The sequence below is a fragment of the Roseovarius sp. S88 genome (assembly GCF_037023735.1).
GTDB lineage: Bacteria > Pseudomonadota > Alphaproteobacteria > Rhodobacterales > Rhodobacteraceae > Roseovarius > Roseovarius phycicola.
In genome coordinates, this window is the sequence record NZ_CP146069.1 from 3,397,276 (window position 1) to 3,413,301 (window position 16,026).

General features: G+C 55.6%; 11 protein-coding genes. 2 read left to right on the plus strand and 9 right to left on the minus strand.

The features are described 5' to 3' along the window. Window positions 1-57 precede the first annotated feature (57 nt). Window positions 58-1,719 carry a Y-family DNA polymerase gene (locus tag RZ517_RS17230; RefSeq protein WP_338549352.1) on the plus strand — a complete coding sequence of 554 codons (1,662 nt, stop codon included), beginning with the start codon at window positions 58-60 and terminating at the stop codon, window positions 1,717-1,719. Between the two features lie 215 nt (window positions 1,720-1,934). On the opposite strand, the gene RZ517_RS17235 is transcribed toward RZ517_RS17230, so the two are convergent. From RZ517_RS17235 to RZ517_RS17270, 8 genes are all read right to left on the minus strand, one after another. Beyond that, the gene (locus RZ517_RS17235) at window positions 1,935-3,071 is read right to left on the minus strand and encodes an NADH:flavin oxidoreductase/NADH oxidase (protein ID WP_338549353.1); all 1,137 of its coding nucleotides are present in this window, start codon (window positions 3,069-3,071) and stop codon (window positions 1,935-1,937) included. Between the two features lie 598 nt (window positions 3,072-3,669). After that, window positions 3,670-4,968: an NAD(P)/FAD-dependent oxidoreductase gene (locus RZ517_RS17240; protein ID WP_338549354.1), complete on the minus strand. Its 1,299-nt coding sequence runs from the start codon at window positions 4,966-4,968 to the stop codon at window positions 3,670-3,672. Then, window positions 4,968-6,581, minus strand: coding sequence for a GMC family oxidoreductase (locus tag RZ517_RS17245; RefSeq protein WP_338549355.1), 1,614 nt, complete (start codon window positions 6,579-6,581; stop codon window positions 4,968-4,970). Before RZ517_RS17245 ends, RZ517_RS17240 begins: the two co-directional genes overlap by 1 nt. Before the next feature lie 4 nt (window positions 6,582-6,585). Next, the gene (locus RZ517_RS17250; RefSeq protein ID WP_338549356.1) at window positions 6,586-7,443 is read right to left on the minus strand and encodes an ABC transporter permease; all 858 of its coding nucleotides are present in this window, start codon (window positions 7,441-7,443) and stop codon (window positions 6,586-6,588) included. Between the two features lie 9 nt (window positions 7,444-7,452). Continuing rightward, window positions 7,453-8,319 carry an ABC transporter permease gene (locus RZ517_RS17255; RefSeq protein ID WP_338549357.1) on the minus strand — a complete coding sequence of 289 codons (867 nt, stop codon included), beginning with the start codon at window positions 8,317-8,319 and terminating at the stop codon, window positions 7,453-7,455. Window positions 8,320-8,324: 5 nt separating this feature from the next. Further along, window positions 8,325-9,380, minus strand: a complete 1,056-nt coding sequence (locus RZ517_RS17260; protein ID WP_338551189.1) for an ABC transporter ATP-binding protein — start codon at window positions 9,378-9,380, stop codon at window positions 8,325-8,327. Between the two features lie 148 nt (window positions 9,381-9,528). Further along, window positions 9,529-10,605 carry an extracellular solute-binding protein gene (locus RZ517_RS17265; RefSeq protein WP_338549358.1) on the minus strand — a complete coding sequence of 359 codons (1,077 nt, stop codon included), beginning with the start codon at window positions 10,603-10,605 and terminating at the stop codon, window positions 9,529-9,531. A gap of 104 nt (window positions 10,606-10,709) precedes the next feature. Beyond that, window positions 10,710-12,188, minus strand: a complete 1,479-nt coding sequence (locus RZ517_RS17270; protein ID WP_338549359.1) for a PLP-dependent aminotransferase family protein — start codon at window positions 12,186-12,188, stop codon at window positions 10,710-10,712. Between the two features lie 97 nt (window positions 12,189-12,285). Between RZ517_RS17270 and RZ517_RS17275 the strand changes: the two genes are divergently transcribed. Further along, window positions 12,286-13,389, plus strand: a complete 1,104-nt coding sequence (locus tag RZ517_RS17275; RefSeq protein WP_338549360.1) for a mandelate racemase/muconate lactonizing enzyme family protein — start codon at window positions 12,286-12,288, stop codon at window positions 13,387-13,389. 238 nt (window positions 13,390-13,627) lie between these two features. On the opposite strand, the gene RZ517_RS17280 is transcribed toward RZ517_RS17275, so the two are convergent. Continuing rightward, on the minus strand, window positions 13,628-16,000 hold the full coding sequence (locus RZ517_RS17280; protein WP_338549361.1) for a DUF1989 domain-containing protein: 2,373 nt from the start codon (window positions 15,998-16,000) through the stop codon (window positions 13,628-13,630). Window positions 16,001-16,026 lie beyond the last annotated feature (26 nt).

Below are 16,026 nucleotides of genomic sequence, written 5' to 3' on the forward strand. Positions count from 1 at the left end.
AGCATCCTACATTGGAACAAATCATGAACGTCTTGCCAATCCCGGTCTGCTGCCACCATGCCTGAACGGCGTATTCTATCTGTATGGTTCCCTCGATTGGGGGCGGAACGCTTGCTGCGGCGGATGTCGATCGGGGATGATGTGCCCTTTGCCGTGATGCGTGAAACAGGACAGATGCAGGTTTTGAGTTCCTTGAATAACGCCGCCAGTGCAGCTGGATTACATGTAGATCAGCCTTTGCGCGATGCCCATGCCATCTGCGGTACCCTCATAACCCGATTGCAGAACCCGCAAGCTGAAGCCGGGTTTCTGGATGCCCTGGCTCGGTGGGCCGGACAGTTCAGTCCCTGGGTTGCACAGGAACGGCCTGACGCACTTGTGCTCGACATCACAGGATGTGCGCATCTTTTTGGTGGCGAAGAAGCGTTATTGGTTCAAATGAACGAAGCTGCCGCAGACCTGGGGCTGACCGCGCGCTGTGGGTTGGCCGGATCGGTCGGCGCGGCCTGGGCCTTGGCGCGTTATAGCGACGTGCCGCCAGGCAAGACACGCAGTGGAGATGCCATTGACCAAGAAGCGCGCGCCACCCGATCACGCGCCGCCAAACGGCGGCATTGGGAACGAGGTGGTACGGAACCCTTGCAATGCAATACGTATACGTATTGTCAAAGTCTACGCATAGCGCGCTCAGGGCAAACGCATTCTGCTTTGTCCAATCTTCCCGTCGCTGCACTGCGGCTAGAAGCAGAACAGGTCGCGGAACTTAACCGTCTAGGCCTGCGCCGCATCGAAGATTTGCTGTCCCAGCCACGGGGCCCCTTGGCTCGACGGTTCGGTCGAGGTCTTATCCTCAGACTTGACCAGGCGATCGGCGCTGCCCCCGAACCCGTCTCACCCGGCACACCGCCGCCCCGTTTTGCAACGCGCATGACCCTACCAGAACCTATTGGTTTAAAAGAAGATTTAGAGGCAGGTTTGGAACGACTTATCCCTCGGCTATGTCACCTGCTTCAAGATAAGGGGCAAGGCGCGCGGCTTGTTCGGCTACAGGCGTGGCGCGCGGATGGAACGATGGGCTGGGTCGAAGCAGGGCTGGCACGGGCAACGGATAACCCTGATAGTATACGGCCTCTTTTGAAAATGAAGCTTGATGAATTGGATGCCGAGTTTGGCATCGACATACTTCGGCTTGAAGCATGTCAAACCGAAGTTTTGCATCAACGCACCGCATCAGGTCATATGGATGCTTCACATTCTGTACGTATACGTATGTTATCTGATACACGTATGGACGATTTGATTGGCCGCGTGGGCGGACGAATTGGGCTGGAGGCTGTGACCCGTTATCACCCTGTCAGCAGCCACATCCCCGAAAAGACTGCGCAACTTCTTGCTGCAGCATGGTCAGACCCGGCTGAACGCTGGCCCTCCCCTCTATCGCCACGGCCCCTGCGGTTTTGGCGGCCTGAGCCTGTCACAGCGCCTGACACAGCACATATGCCAGCTCAATTTAGCTGGCGGGGGCGGGTGCATGAATTGGCCGAGGCGCGTGGACCTGAGAGAATTTCGCCGGAATGGTGGCTTGATGAGCCTGACTGGCGCAGTGGAGTACGGGACTACTGGCATGTGATCACAGAACGGGGAGAACGACTTTGGCTATATTATGCCCATGGCGGCACGATGTCGTCGGGCTGGTTCTGTCAGGGCAGTTTTGCGTGATCATGCGATTCAAAGGTTAACACCCTTATTTTACGGGATTTCCCACGTCGGTATTGCATCGGTATCACGTCGGTATTGCGTCGGTGCGACGTCAGTAAACGAGGATGGTTAATGTGGCGTGCTGTACACAACACCACGACATGTTGGTGTGTTAATCCAAGATTAATGGCGGTGCAGGGGCCAAGTCTGCGCGCGCTCAACCGGCGAGAAGACGGCTAGCGGAGCCCAAATTTGTGCAGCACCCGATCCCGCCGCGTCAGCCACCAACCTGCTTCGACCGGCCACATTGCGCGATCTTTATCAAGACCAAGTGCCGCCGCAGCATGCAAAGGCCAATTGGGATCATCCAAAAGCTCTCGGGCCAGAGCAACCATGTCGGCACGCTCCTCTCGAATGATCGTTTCACACATGTCGGCATCCCACAAAAACCCAACAGCCATACTTGCTATATCCGCGCAAGATCGCACAGCTTCGGCATATTGAACTTGGAATCCTTGCTCAATGACCATACGCTTAGGTCTGGTTTTTCCGCCGATGCCACCAGTCGAGCAATCAATCATATCGACGCCCTCGGCCTTGAGAGCCTTGGCCGTTTCAATTGTGTCTTCAATCTCGATGCCGCCGTTAAGATAGTCTGTTGCAGAAAGCCGGAACACCAGAGGTAAATTATCTTTCCATTCCAACCTGATAGCGCGTGCGATTTCAATCGCAAGCCGGCGCCTGTTTTCGGGCTTACCACCCCATCTGTCGCTGCGTTTGTTGGCGATAGGTGACAAGAATTGGTGAATCAAAAACCCATGGGCAGCGTAGACTTCGATAACTCGAAACCCTGCAGCTTGCGCACGTCTTGCCGCCTGGCCAAATGCATCAATCACATTCTCTATATCAGCCTCAGTCATTTCATGCGGGATATTCCATCCAGTTGCGTATGGTATGTTTGAAGGCCCGATGACCCGCCACGGCGTTTCTCCGCGTGCCAAATTGTCATCTGCATCCACAGGCGTTTCGCCATGCCAAGGTCGCCGTTCCGAGGCTTTGCGCCCGGCATGGGCCAATTGCACACCCGGCACTGCACCCTCAGCTTCAATAAAACGAGTGACAGGTGCCAATGAGTCAGCCTGTTCGTCTGTCCAAAGGCCAAGATCACCATGTGTACGTCGACCATCTTTGGTTACCGCTGTGGCTTCTGCATAGATCAATGCAGCCCCACCCAGTGCAAACCGGCCTAAATGTACCATATGCCAATCATTGGCGAGCCCCTCCTTCGCCCGATACTGACTCATTGGCGAAACAGCGATGCGATTCTTGAAGGTGACATCACGTAGCTGGAAGGGCGAAAAAAGAGATGGCATGTTTCAGGAGGCCCCTAGCAATTCGAAGTCGATCGAACGCTAGGTAAATTTTTCGAAAAACTAAAGCGCATCCACGCGAATGTGACGAAAGATATGCCCCACCTTTTATGAAGGCAGGGTTAGAGACTGCGGGTTTAACTTTCGCTCAATATCTCTTCCAAGGCTTGCGCAAAAACTTCGGCATGGGGCTCATATAACGGACGCGTCGTTTGTACGTGAACAAGGCGATGACCTTTGCCACACAAATACGCTGCGACCAGCCGTCCATATTCATAGGCCAGAGTTTTGTGACCATGTTCACCGAAAACCGGTGGCTGTCCTCGCCGATAAGATTCATAGCCTTCGCGCCATACACGCGATCGCACCATGTCTTTGGCGGTCACTTGCATGCTTTGGATTTGTACCATTTTCGACCAACTCACCTCTATCAAGCATTTGCAAGACACAAACAGTGGATCTTTCGTCTTCAAGAGCACGGGAACACAACTCAAGGACGGGGTCAATTTTGGCTTGCCACATTTGCTGTCGCGCCGACAAACCGATGTGCTATCGAAAGTCCTGCGTAGTACCGGTTTCGTTCCATCGAAGTCGGCCAGCATTAGCCAAATGCGTCGACCAGTCGGTAGTAGAGAATTGATGGGGACAGGAACCAAGGATTTCCACGAAAATATGGACGGCCCCTGAACGGGATTTCTGCGAAGACCGTGCGCGCGGTCGGGTCTTCGGCGGCTTGCCTGCCAATCATATGGCCCAGATAACTGGCCATCCCGACGCCCGACCCGCAATAGCCTCCGGCCCAGTATATGCCACCCTGATGACCGGCATGGGCCAGGCTGTCGAACGTATAGCCCACTGTGCCTTGCCAAGACTGGGCGATCCGCACATCCTTTAGCTCAGGGAAAATTCTGATGAGATCGCGATGCAGGATGGGCGCGCTTTTGCGCGGATCAGTTTCTCGTAACGATACACGCCCACCAAACAAAACCCGTTTACGGTCTGGCGAGAGCCGGTAGTAGTAAACCAGCTTGCGTGTGTCCGACAGAATCCGGTCCGTTGGGAACAGTCGGTCGGTCAGGTCCTTTGGCAAGTCCTCAGTCGCTATGATGTAAGATCCGATGGGAATGATACGGCGCTGCAAAAAGGGCCAGAGAGTCCCGGAATATCCATTCGTTGCGACAATGACTTTTTGAGCTTGGATCACACCCTTGGCCGTGGACAGGGTATATGTGCCTGCCTCCTCCGAAATGGCATGGGCCATACACTGTGGCACAAGCTGTGCGCCGTTCTGCCGGGCCAGGTCAACCAAGCCCGCATGGTATCGGCCGGGATCAACACTGGCATGTTTTGGAAACACAACACCGCCATGGTAAAACTCGGTTGCCAGCTCGGTATGCTGCTCTGATTTTGGTACCGGATAGGCATCAGTCGTCAGAACCGGGTTTGGTGTGTCGCAGGCCTTGGCCAGCTTTTCATATTGCCGCGCGGAATGCGCGCCATGGAACCGTCCGGTCACCTTGAAATCGCACTGAATACTGTGTCGTTCAATAAAATCAGCGGTGAAATCCAGCGATGCCTGACCTTCGCGCAGGATGTCTTGGGCCATGCGTTGGCCATAGTTTTTGCACAGCGCGTCGTAGCTTGGTTTGACAGAGGTGGATATCTGACCGCCGTTCCGTGTGCTACAGCCCCACCCGATTTGCTCGGCGTCAATGACAAGTGTACTTCGCCCCGCACGTGCAGTTTGAATCGCTGCGTGAAGGCCGGTGTAGCCGCTTCCGATGACCACAACATCCGTCTTATGTGGCAAAGGTGCCTCGTCCGGGCCGCCGGTGGCGCGTCCGCGCCACCAATATGGGGCGTTCTGATAGGTCGGAGCAAATCGAGCTTCGTGCGGCATTATCCCGCCTCCAAGATCATGTCCGCCGCCTTTTCGGCGACCATAATGACCGGTGCGTTTGTGTTGCCGGATGTGATAGTCGGGAAAACAGAGGCATCCACGATCCGCAGATTGCCAAGCCCATGCGCCCGCAGGTCTGGTCCCACCACACTGTCAGAGGCATCCGGGCCCATCCGGCACGTACCGACCGGGTGAAACACCGTTCCGGCGCGCGCACGAATATCGGCCAGTAGCTCGTCATCGGTTTCGACCTCGAGGCCAGGTTTTAATTCGGCCTCAATTATGGCGGCCAGCGACGGCGCTGCGCTGAGCTTGCGCACGAAACGTGCGGCATCAATCATGGCTTTGACGTCGCTATTGGTGGACAGGTAATTGGGGTGAATTGACGGCGCTTCGAACGGATCACGAGACCGGATCTCAAGATGCCCGCGGCTGGTTGGGCGACAGGGCTGGGCGCCCAAAAGAATGCCAGAGAACGGATCGGGGCTCATTAAGGGGCGCTTTCCCGGTGGGGCCTTGGTGTAGCTGACTGGAGAGTAATAAAGCTGTAGATCAACATGCGCTTGGTCAGGTTTGGTCCTGGCAAACCCTCCACCCTGATTGACGCCCAATGACAAGGGTCCGCGCCGACGCAGGAGGTAATTCAGCCCATGCCAAAGCTTGCCATGCAGCGGGCGCAACTGATCATTGAGGGTCGGCACATTGGTTTTGAATACATGGTCCGTGCAGATGTGATCCTGCAGATGCTGCCCGGCATTGGGTTGATCCAGCACGATGTCGATGCCGTTGTTACTGAGCAGATTGCCGGGTCCAACGCCAGAGAGTTGCAAAAGCTGCGGTGTATTGATCGCGCCGGCCGACAGGATTACCTCTCGCACTGCTTTGGCGCGACGCGTTTTGCCTTTTTGGACGTATTCAACACCGGTTGCGCGGCGGTTCTCGAACAAGATGCGCGTGGTATGCGCCTGTGTTTGCACATTTAGGTTGGGGCGTCGCCGCGCGGGGCGCAAATAGGCGCGCGCGGTGGACATGCGAAAACCGCCTTTGGCGGTGTTCTGATATAGCCCGATCCCTTCAGGATCGCCGTTGTTGAAATCCTCAACGCGCTTCAGGCCACATTCCTCGCCGGCGCGGACAAAGGCCTCGCAGGTAGGATGCAAGTCACGGTCCAGTCTGGAGACGTGCAACGGGCCGGTATGTCCCCGCCACGCAGGGTCGCCGTCGTCGCTTGTCTCAGATTTTATGAAATAGGGCAGCACATCGTCCCAGCTCCAGCCCGCGTTGCCCAGAGCCGCCCAGTCCTCAAAATCTTTGCGCTGACCGCGTATATACACCATGGCATTGATCGAGGATGACCCACCAAGAACCTTGCCCCTGGGCCAGTAGCTTTTGCGGTTGTTCGTGCCCGGGTCTGGCTCTGTCGAGTACATCCAGTTGATGCGCTTGTCGTAAAACGCCTTGCCATACCCAATCGGCATCCAGATCCACAAATCGAGATCGCTGCCACCTGCTTCGAGAAGCAGAACCTTGTGCTTGCCGCTTTCGGAAAGTCGATTGGCCAGCACACAGCCCGCCGATCCTGCACCCACGATAATGAAATCGTAGCTCTCCATCGCCTCAGGTCGCGGTCTTGTCACGCTGCACGAGGATGGACAACAACGCCAATGCCGCGGAGCCAACCATCAGGAAAAACGACACCGCGTTCAGCACAGGTGTCGAGCCGACTTTGACCATGCGGTCGAACATGGTGATGGTCAAAGGCGCTTCTGAGCCGACCAGAAAAAGCGTGGTGTTGAAGTTTTCAAATGAAACAAGAAAGGCCACGATCCCGGCGGCAAACATGGCAGGCCAGAGAAACGGCAAGGTCACAGTTCGCAAAACCCGTGCGCGACTGGCACCAAGGTTGAATGCCGCCTCCTCCATCGTTTCATCGAATTTGCGTAGGCGCGCGGTGATCACCAGTGACGTGATGGTCGTGATGAAGGAAAACTGCCCCAGCACGACCAGTGAGATACCCGGCCTGAGGAACTCGATTTCGTAGTTGAATGTCTCTTCGACCCCATTGGCGACTGTACTGGCCAAAACCAGGATCGAAATACCCAGGATCACGCCGGGAATAACCAGTGGCAGGACCATGAGAATGTAGAAGAAATTCTTGTAGGGGAATTGCACGCGCACGAACAAAAAAGCGTTGCAGGTGCCTACAAAGACCGACAAGAGCGACACCATCGTGGCAATCACGAAGGAGTAGTACAGCCCGCGCAACAAGCGCCGGTCATGGAACATGCCCAGTTTCGGCTCGGTGTCGTTGAAGAACCAATCCAGCGTGAACCCCTGCCAGGGCAACGCCGGAAAGAGAGAGTCGTTAAAGGCGAATGTGCCCGCCGCCACCAAAGGGGCCGCCAGGAACAAGAAGAACGCCGCGACATAGAGCCGGTATCCAAAGAGGAAAGCGGGGTTGCGTCGTTGTGCCATTGCGCCCTCCTAACTCTTTGCCACGGTGCTGGACAGCGTCTGACCCGAGAGCTTCAGCCCAAGCCAGACCACGAAGGACGTGAAGAACAGCAGCAGAAAGCCGAATGCCGCACCAGATTCCCAATTGTACCGGCTGATGAACTGCTCATAGATTTGTTCGGTAAACCAGCTGGAGTTTTTGCCCCCAAGCAGGATCGGTGTCAGGTAGCTGCCTGCGGTGAGCATGAAGACCACGATACAGCCCGACACGATGCCGGGCATGGCATAAGGAATAATAATCCGCCGAAGTACGGTTGGCCCGTTGCCGCCCAGGTTATAGCCCGCCTCAATCATCGCGTCGTCCATGCCGTCCATAGTCGAGACCAGCGGCACGATCATAAATAGAATGACGGTGTAAACGAGACCCATGACCACCGTGGCGTCATTGTAAAGAAACTCGACCGGTTCGCTGGCGAGACCGCTCCATTGCAGAGTACTGGACACAACTCCGGTTTCGCGCAAAAGCAGGATCCAGCCAAAGGCCCGGATCAGGTCACTGACCCAAAGCGGGATAAGACACAGCAGGAACAACGCGCCTTTGGAACGTTTGCCTGCGATTTTGGCAATGTAATAGGCAATCGGGAACCCGATCAAAAGTGCGAGCGCTGTCACCAAGAGTGACATGGATCCCGTGCGCAGGAGCGTGTTCCAGTAAATCGGCTCCTGCATAAAATCGATGTAGTTGGCAAAACTGAATTCATAGACGCGCGGCGCCACCTTTTCGCGCAGCGACAGGATCACCATACCCATATGCGGCAGGATGATCAGTAACAGGATCCACAGCGCAAATGGCGCGAAAAGAAGAATGAAAGAGAGGCGTCTGATATCCTTTTGCATCTGAGCTATGCCGCGAAACACATGGTTTGTTCGGCAGACCAGGATAGCTCTACCGCATCGCCGGGTTTCAGATCATCTGTGCCCCCGGTCAGAACAATGTCGGCCTCGATCAACTCCTTGCCGGGACCACGAACCAGAATACGGCTGTTGGCGCCATTGAAGAGAAGGCTGTCAATGGTCCCTTCAATCCTGTTGTCATCGCTGGAACGGCTCGCATTATCATCTGAACTGGGCTTGCTTGTCTTGATGAACTCCGGACGCACATAAATCGTCAGAGCGCCGCCAGCGACAGCTGTAGACGCCCCGCGTACCACCCCTTTCATCAGCAAACCGGTGTCTGTAACCAGATCGACCCTGTTTGCGTTGACGTCACTGACCTTGCCCTGCCAGTGGTTATTGTCACCGACGAACCCGGCGACAAAGGCTGTCTTGGGGTCGTGGTAGAGTGTCTGCGGTGTGCCCAGCTGTTCGAAGCGTCCATCATTCATAATGGCCACGTTATCCGACATCACCAGCGCTTCGGATTGGTCATGGGTGATGTAGACGAAAGTTGTATCAAACTGATGCTGCAGGAGCTTCAGTTCAATCTTCATCGCCTCGCGCAACTTGAGGTCAAGCGCGCCCAGCGGTTCGTCAAGAAGCAAAACATCGGGGTCAAGCACCATGCAGCGCGCAATTGCGATGCGCTGTTTCTGACCACCTGAGAGTTGGTGTATTTCCCGCGCGCCCACATCCGGAAGCGCAATGCGTTCCAGAACGTCCTGCACCTTGCGTTTGATGTCGGAGGCCGAGTCACCTCGACAACGCAGGCCATAGGCGATGTTCTCATAGACGTTCATCATGGGAAAAAGTGCAAGATGTTGAAACACCATCTTCACATTGCGTTTGTTGGGTGGGGTGTTGAGAACCGAATTTCCCTTGATCCGAATATCGCCCTCGGTCGGATCCTCGAACCCGGCGATCATCCGCATCAATGTGGTTTTGCCGCATCCTGATGGTCCCAGGATGGAAAAAAATGACCCTTTGGGAATGTCAAAAGACACATTCTGAACCGCTCGCACACTTCCGAAGTGTTTAGAGAGGTTCAGACATTCAAGATCGTGGTCTGGTTGCAATGCTCAGTCCCTTTGGCAAACCGGAGGGTCTCAAAAAGAACGCGGCAACCGGTTTCGTTCCAAGATGCCGCGTTCTCGATTTTTTCAGAGCGGTTTATCCGCCGGTGGCCGCCTTGATTTTCTCAAGCGCTTTGCCTTCCATGTCTTCCACGCCGGGTGGAATGTTGGCAAAGAACTTCAGGTTCTCAATGTCGGCGTCGGTAAAGGCTGCGTTTACAGCTGCCTTCTTGTCTTCCGGCAACAAATCATTGCCGCCAACAACCGCTGCGATGGCCCCCGTACTCGCCGACATGATGGCCACGTTTTCGGGCTCAAGCACAAAGTTGATCCACTTATATGCCGCTTCATCCGCTTTGCCTTTGCGCGGAAGCACAAATGTGTCGATCCAAGTCAAAGCGCCGGTTTCTGGCGGAACAAAGACGATATTCGGATTTTCGCCATAGAGCTTATACGCCGTGGAGTCCCAGGTCTCTGAGGCCACAATCTCACCCGAGAGCATGAGCGCCGACAGGTCATCGCCGCCTTTCCAATAGGCCTTGATGTTGTCTTTGCATTCGATGAGTTTGTCGGTGACCTTGTCGAGGATCTCTTGATACTTATCGAGATCTGAATAGGCGGCGAACGGGTCTTCACCCATCGCATAAGCCGTGCCGAGAAGGATCGTGCGCTTCAGGCGCATCGACGTTTTGCCCTTGTACTTGGGATCGCAAAGATCCCCCCAGCCAGCAAAGTCTGGTGCTTTGGATTTGTCCGCCATCAGGCCGGATGTGCCCCATTGATGCGGAACAGCATAAACCTCGCCCTCAATCGTGGTGTTCTCTTTCACGCTGTTGAGATGCACCTCGGTCATCCGGGACGTGTCGATCTTGGACAGATCCAGCGGCTTGTAGATGTCGTATTCAAGCTGTGCGGCAAAAATGCGGTCATGGCTGGGTTGGGCCAGGTCAAAACCGGCACCACCAGTGGCACGCAGCTTGGCGATCATTTCTTCGTTGTTGGAAAATGTCACTTCGACAGTGATGTCAGGATACTTTGCTTCGAACTTGTCAATCAGCTCATCGGGTGCATACGACCCCCAGGTCAACAGCCGGAGCGTTTCGGCATTTGCCGCAACCGCGCTGCTGAGCAACGTTGCAGTCAATAGGCCCGACAGGGCATGTTTAAAGAGCATTCTTGTTCTCCCTTTTCTGAAATCCCATGCGCACTTATGCCGATGGGTTGTAAAAACGATATGACTGGATTGGACTGCAAGGCATATCCATTCTCAACATTTTTCTAAACCAATTCTCCGACAACCGAGGATAGCGTCTTCATCGCGTTCCGGATTGTCTGAGTCCCACAACTGCCGTAGCCAATCACCACGCCACGCGCGCTCAGGGGTGTCAAACAGTATTTCCCGATCGCGGACAGGACAATGCCTGCCCGAGCAGCTTCGTCGACCAGCCTCTGTTCTTCAAGAGGGTGTTTGAGAAATCCGACCGTGTGAAATCCGGCGGAGGCATGTTGGATATCAAGATAAGGGGCGACAAGCCCTGAATGGATGTGAAGTTCTGAGTGGCGTTGCCGGTAGAGCGTCCGCATCGTTCGGATATGGGTTGCAAAGAACCCTTCGTTGATGAAATCGGCAACCGCTGCCTGCGCCCATGTCGGGCTGCCGCTCAAGGAAGATGTGCAGATGGTCTTGAGCGGCTCAACCAGCGCCGGGGGTGCAAGTAGAAATCCAAGCCGCAGGGATGGAAACAACGTTTTAGAGAAGGTGCCGACGTAAATGACGCGGTGGCTGGTGTCGATGCTTTTGAGGGTCGGCAAAGGCTGATTTCCAAAATAGAAGTCGCCATCATAGTCATCTTCGATCACATAGGCATTCGCCTGCTCGGCGGCCTGTAACAATGCAAGTCGGCGCGACAGGCTCATCACCTTGCCAAGCGGTTGTTGATGCGACGGGGTGACAAAGGCAAGACGAAAATCCGGCTCTTTGGACAACCCGTCTTCGACAACCAGACCTTCGTCATCAATTTCAACCGGCACCAGATCCGCCCCCGCGGCCGTGAACGCATTGCGCGCACCGATTGCCCCAGGGTTCTCAAACCAGGTTTTGTCGCCTTGGTTCAAAAGCAAACGCGCAATGAGCGCAAAAGCCTGTTGTGCACCACTGACGATAAACACCTGGTCCGGGTCACATTGAATACCCCGGCTGGCATTCAGATGCGCAGCAATGGCCGCACGCAAAGCAGGCAATCCAAAGGGATTGCCATAGCCCATGAGCGCGTCGCGATCAGATCGCCAGTGCCGGGCGGAAATACGGGACCATTGGGCCATCGGAAATTTGTCCAGTGCAGGAAGTCCGGTAACGAACGCTGCCGATTTGTCCGGCAGCCGGTCGCGTGGCGCAAAGTGCCGGGCGGCCTGTGTTGCGATGTCCGACAATCGGCAAGACGTGGAGGTTTCCGGTTTAACCTGCACTTTGGGCAGGCGCACCTTGTTGCGAATGGTGCTGCTCACGAATGTGCCGGCACCGACCCGCGCTTCGAGCAATCCTTCTGACACCAAACGGTCGAGTGCGTCGATAACCGTCGTGCGCGACACGCCCAACTCGCTGGCCAGGGTCCGGCTGGCAGGTAGACGCTCTGCGCCGGCCAAGCCACCCGACAAGATCAGGTCCCGCAGGGCCATGTAAAGCTGCACGCCGATCTTCTTGTTTCCCGTGCGGTCAATCCTGATCGAAGACAGGATTGCCCCGGCTTTGCGTTTCATAAGGTTCGCCAAATTGGTTTGAACAAAATGTCAGATTGGACCTTAGGCCAAGTCCAATTTTTTCGCTAGATGAAGTGCGATCACGATGAAGGCCACCATGAAGATTACAGAAATTGAGACGTTCGCCAACGAGTTTGTGTGCTTTGTCCGGGTCACCGCTGAGAACGGCGCTCAGGGGTGGGGACAGGTTGCGCCTTATTACGCGGATATCACCGCACAGGTCGTGCAACGACAGGTGGCCCCCTACGCGCTGGGACAGGACGCGCTGGATATCGACCACCTGATGGATATCATTCCCGAAAAAGAACACAAGTTTCCAGGATCTTATCTGCGCCGTGCCATGGGTGGGCTCGACACGGCCCTGTGGGACCTGCGCGGCAAGATGGTCGGCAAACCGGTTTGTGAATTGATTGGCGGATCACCGGGCAAGGTGCGTGCCTATGCCTCTTCCATGAAGCGCGACATCACACCACGCGATGAGGTGGACCGGTTGTGTCGTCTGCGCGATGAGCAAGGCTTTGATGCCTTCAAGTTTCGCATCGGCGCTGAATGCGGTCGCGGTCAGGATGAATGGCCGGGTCGCACAGAAGAGATCGTCCCGGCCATGCACAAGGCCATGGGCGACGATATCGTTCTGCTGGTGGATGCCAATTCCTGCTACGCGCCCGGACAGGCGATCGAAATCGGCAAAATGCTGGAGCAAAACGGCGTCAGCCATTTCGAGGAACCCTGCCCGTATTGGGAATATGAACAGACCAAACACGTGACGGAGGCGCTGGGCATCGACGTCACAGGTGGCGAGCAAGATTGTGAATTGCAAAACTGGCGACACATGATTGACTGGCGGGTTGTCGATATCGTGCAGCCGGATGTGTGCTATCTTGGCGGCCTGACACGTACGCTTCGGGTGGCCGACATGGCGCACAAGGCGGACCTGCCCTGCACACCGCATTGCGCCAACTTGTCGATGGTCACGCTGTTCACAATGCATTTGCTTCGCGCGATCCCGAATGCGGGCAAATACCTGGAATTATCAATCGAGAAAGAGGACTACTATCCTTGGCAATACGACCTCTTCGTCACGTCGCCTTACGACATCAATGCCGGGCACGCGACAGTCACCGCGACGCCTGGCTGGGGGGTCGAAATAAACCCGGACTGGCTGGAGAAATCGCAGCACATGTCGAGCAAGTTATTCTGAGGTTTGCGGCTGGTAGTCCTTTGTTTTTTCTTGTGTATTCGAACAATACTCCCTTCAAAGCGTCCGGCGTTTAACCTGAGGCATCAGATAAAGGCCGGGCGCGCGCAACACTCACTTGTCGCGCGGCGTTCGTCCAAAAGCTGTGAGTCAGGGTTTTTGATCGAACGCTTTTGGGAACAGTTTCAAGTGATCACTGAACTGCATCAAACTGTCGAATTGCGCCCAGCGCCAAGGCGTTTTAGCCGTAGTTGCCTTTCACACGCTCTTTTGTCGGATCAAAATGCGGATACGGGACAACTTTGGCTTTTAGCCGCTTTTGCAACCCATCCAACTGGCCCACTTCGATCTCCGTGCCAGGCTCCGCATGCGCGACGGATACGCGCGCGAGAGCAATGTTTTTGCCAAGGATCGGGGATTTCACAGCAGACGTGACCTCGCCCACTTGCGCTTTGCCGATGCGAACACAATCACCCGGGCTTGCGACAAGCCCACCTTCCAACTCCAAGCCGACAAGCTTGCGTTGCGGGTGCGCTTTGCGTTCTTCCAATGCGGCGCGGCCAATGAAATCATCATTCTTGGATTTCAGGGGAACGGTAAATCCTATGCCCGCCTCAAACGGATCGGTTTGATCATCGAACTCGGACCCGGCAAAGATAAGGCCCGCCTCGATCCGGATCATGTCCAATGCCGCGAGGCCAAGAGGGGCCATGCCCATCGGTTTCCCGACATTCCAGATCGCATCAAATACCTCTTCGGCATCTTTGGGGTGGCAAAACACCTCATAGCCCAGCTCGCCGGAATACCCTGCCCGGCCTAGCACCACTGCCGTGCCATCAAAGTCACCCAGCCGCGCTGGTGTGAAGCGGAACATCCCCAGCTCTTCCACCGTGGGATTGGCAGGCGCAGTCCAGAGCACCTCTTTGAGGATATCGCGGCTGAGCGGACCCTGAATTGCAACATTGTGAAGTTGGTCAGTAGAGTTGCGCACCCAAGCATTGAGGCCCAGTTTTTCAGCCTGTTCGCGGATCCAGAGGCCGGATGTGTCATTGCCACCGATCCATCGAAAGGCGTTTTCGCCCATGCGGAAGAGTGTGCCATCGTCGATCATGCCGCCGTGTTCATAACAAATAGCAGTATACGTGAGCTGCCCCACCGCAAGCTTCTTGACGTTGCGCGTCACGCAATGCTGCATCAGCTCTTCGGCGTCCGGCCCTGTCACCTCGTATTTGCGCAAAGGCGATAGATCCATAATCGCGGCCTTCTCGCGACAGGCCCAGTATTCGCCCACCGAACCATGCGACGGAAACGTATTTGGAAGCCAGTAGCCGTTATACTCCACAAAATCTCTGGTGTGTCGGGCAAAACTGTTGTGGAACCCGGTTTCTTTGGTGTGTTCCAAGGGCGCCTCCGGTGATTTACGATAGCCGATGGACCGGCTGAAGGAATTGGTCTCGGCGTAGGTGCGAACCTGAATATCGGTTGGGTTCCAGCCATTGGCTTGGTCCACATCACAAGGACAGGCTGAGGAAATGCAGATCAGGTCGGTGAGGGCGCGCAACAGCACGTAATCCCCAGGGCGCGACCAAGGATCATCCATACCGAGCGCGTTTGTTTCGTCCAGCAGCGTGTTAAAGAAAAAGTTAATCGCAGGCCAGCCACCGCGAGGCCGGATGCCGTATTGCTGGAGATCTTTGTTCATATTGTCCGAGCAGTTGATATGCCCGGGATATCCCAATTCCTCGTAGTACCGCGCCGTGCAGGCGAGGCCGAACGTATCGTGGCGACCGCAGGTGTCCTGCACGATTTCAACGAGCGGCTCTTGATCGACATTCCAGTATTTCGAAAAAATCCCCGGTTGCGGATAAAGCGAGCCCATCAAAGTGCGCGTGGTGGTTGGGTCAATCTCGCGTTCAAGACCGGCGTCAAGACTGCGCAGAGAGAATGCCTGAAAATCTGAGCATTCGCGGCCCTGCACGTCCAGCACCTGAATAAACTGGCCTTTCTTGACTTCATAGGATGTCGCATTGCCCGGTTGAATATTGATGTCCACAAGAGGATCAGCCAATGGATCGGGAGGCACATGCCCACCTTTCGCATGGCCGGGATTGGCGCGGCGGATATAGAGGATCAGGTCCGTGAGTGGTGTTTGTTGTGCCGGATCCATGGGTGCACCGGGGGCGGCCACGATCAAAAGGCCATCGCACTCGGCAAAGAAGGTCGCCATATCGCCAGGTTTGGAGCCTTCGGAAAATACGCGAATACACTGAGCATCGCCTAGCTTGAAGCCAGCTTTGTCGAGCGCCGCAGCCACCTTGGCACCAGATGGGGAGCCGTTGTCCAAAACGGAAATCACACCATCGGGCCGTCCATGGCTCGATGCGCCGAGGCGACCAGGGTCTGAGTTTCCATCCGGCGTAAAAAATACCAGTTCCCCAGGCTGCAGGCCTTCGAAATCAAGCACACTGATCTCGTCACCCTTGTGTATCGGCAAAGCGCGCGATCCACCACCGGGGATTGGGTGCCGTTCAGTGCCATGCGGCAGGATTGGCAAACCGGGTGTAACGATGCCAGCGCGCTCATATGGCGTTTCAAAAATCGGGGTCACGTTCATCGCCGCACCTCCGGATATGTGACGAA

Excerpts from the sequence above, each read along its gene's own strand:
- RZ517_RS17230 (WP_338549352.1), top strand. The coding sequence starts at position 58 with ATGCCTGAACGGCGTATTCTATCTGTATGGTTCCCTCGATTGGGGGCG.
- RZ517_RS17235 (WP_338549353.1), bottom strand. The coding sequence starts at position 3,071 with ATGCCATCTCTTTTTTCGCCCTTCCAGCTACGTGATGTCACCTTCAAG.
- RZ517_RS17240 (WP_338549354.1), bottom strand. The coding sequence starts at position 4,968 with ATGCCGCACGAAGCTCGATTTGCTCCGACCTATCAGAACGCCCCATAT.
- RZ517_RS17245 (WP_338549355.1), bottom strand. The coding sequence starts at position 6,581 with ATGGAGAGCTACGATTTCATTATCGTGGGTGCAGGATCGGCGGGCTGT.
- RZ517_RS17250 (WP_338549356.1), bottom strand. The coding sequence starts at position 7,443 with ATGGCACAACGACGCAACCCCGCTTTCCTCTTTGGATACCGGCTCTAT.
- RZ517_RS17255 (WP_338549357.1), bottom strand. The coding sequence starts at position 8,319 with ATGCAAAAGGATATCAGACGCCTCTCTTTCATTCTTCTTTTCGCGCCA.
- RZ517_RS17265 (WP_338549358.1), bottom strand. The coding sequence starts at position 10,605 with ATGCTCTTTAAACATGCCCTGTCGGGCCTATTGACTGCAACGTTGCTC.
- RZ517_RS17270 (WP_338549359.1), bottom strand. The coding sequence starts at position 12,188 with ATGAAACGCAAAGCCGGGGCAATCCTGTCTTCGATCAGGATTGACCGC.
- RZ517_RS17275 (WP_338549360.1), top strand. The coding sequence starts at position 12,286 with ATGAAGATTACAGAAATTGAGACGTTCGCCAACGAGTTTGTGTGCTTT.
- RZ517_RS17280 (WP_338549361.1), bottom strand. The coding sequence starts at position 16,000 with ATGAACGTGACCCCGATTTTTGAAACGCCATATGAGCGCGCTGGCATC.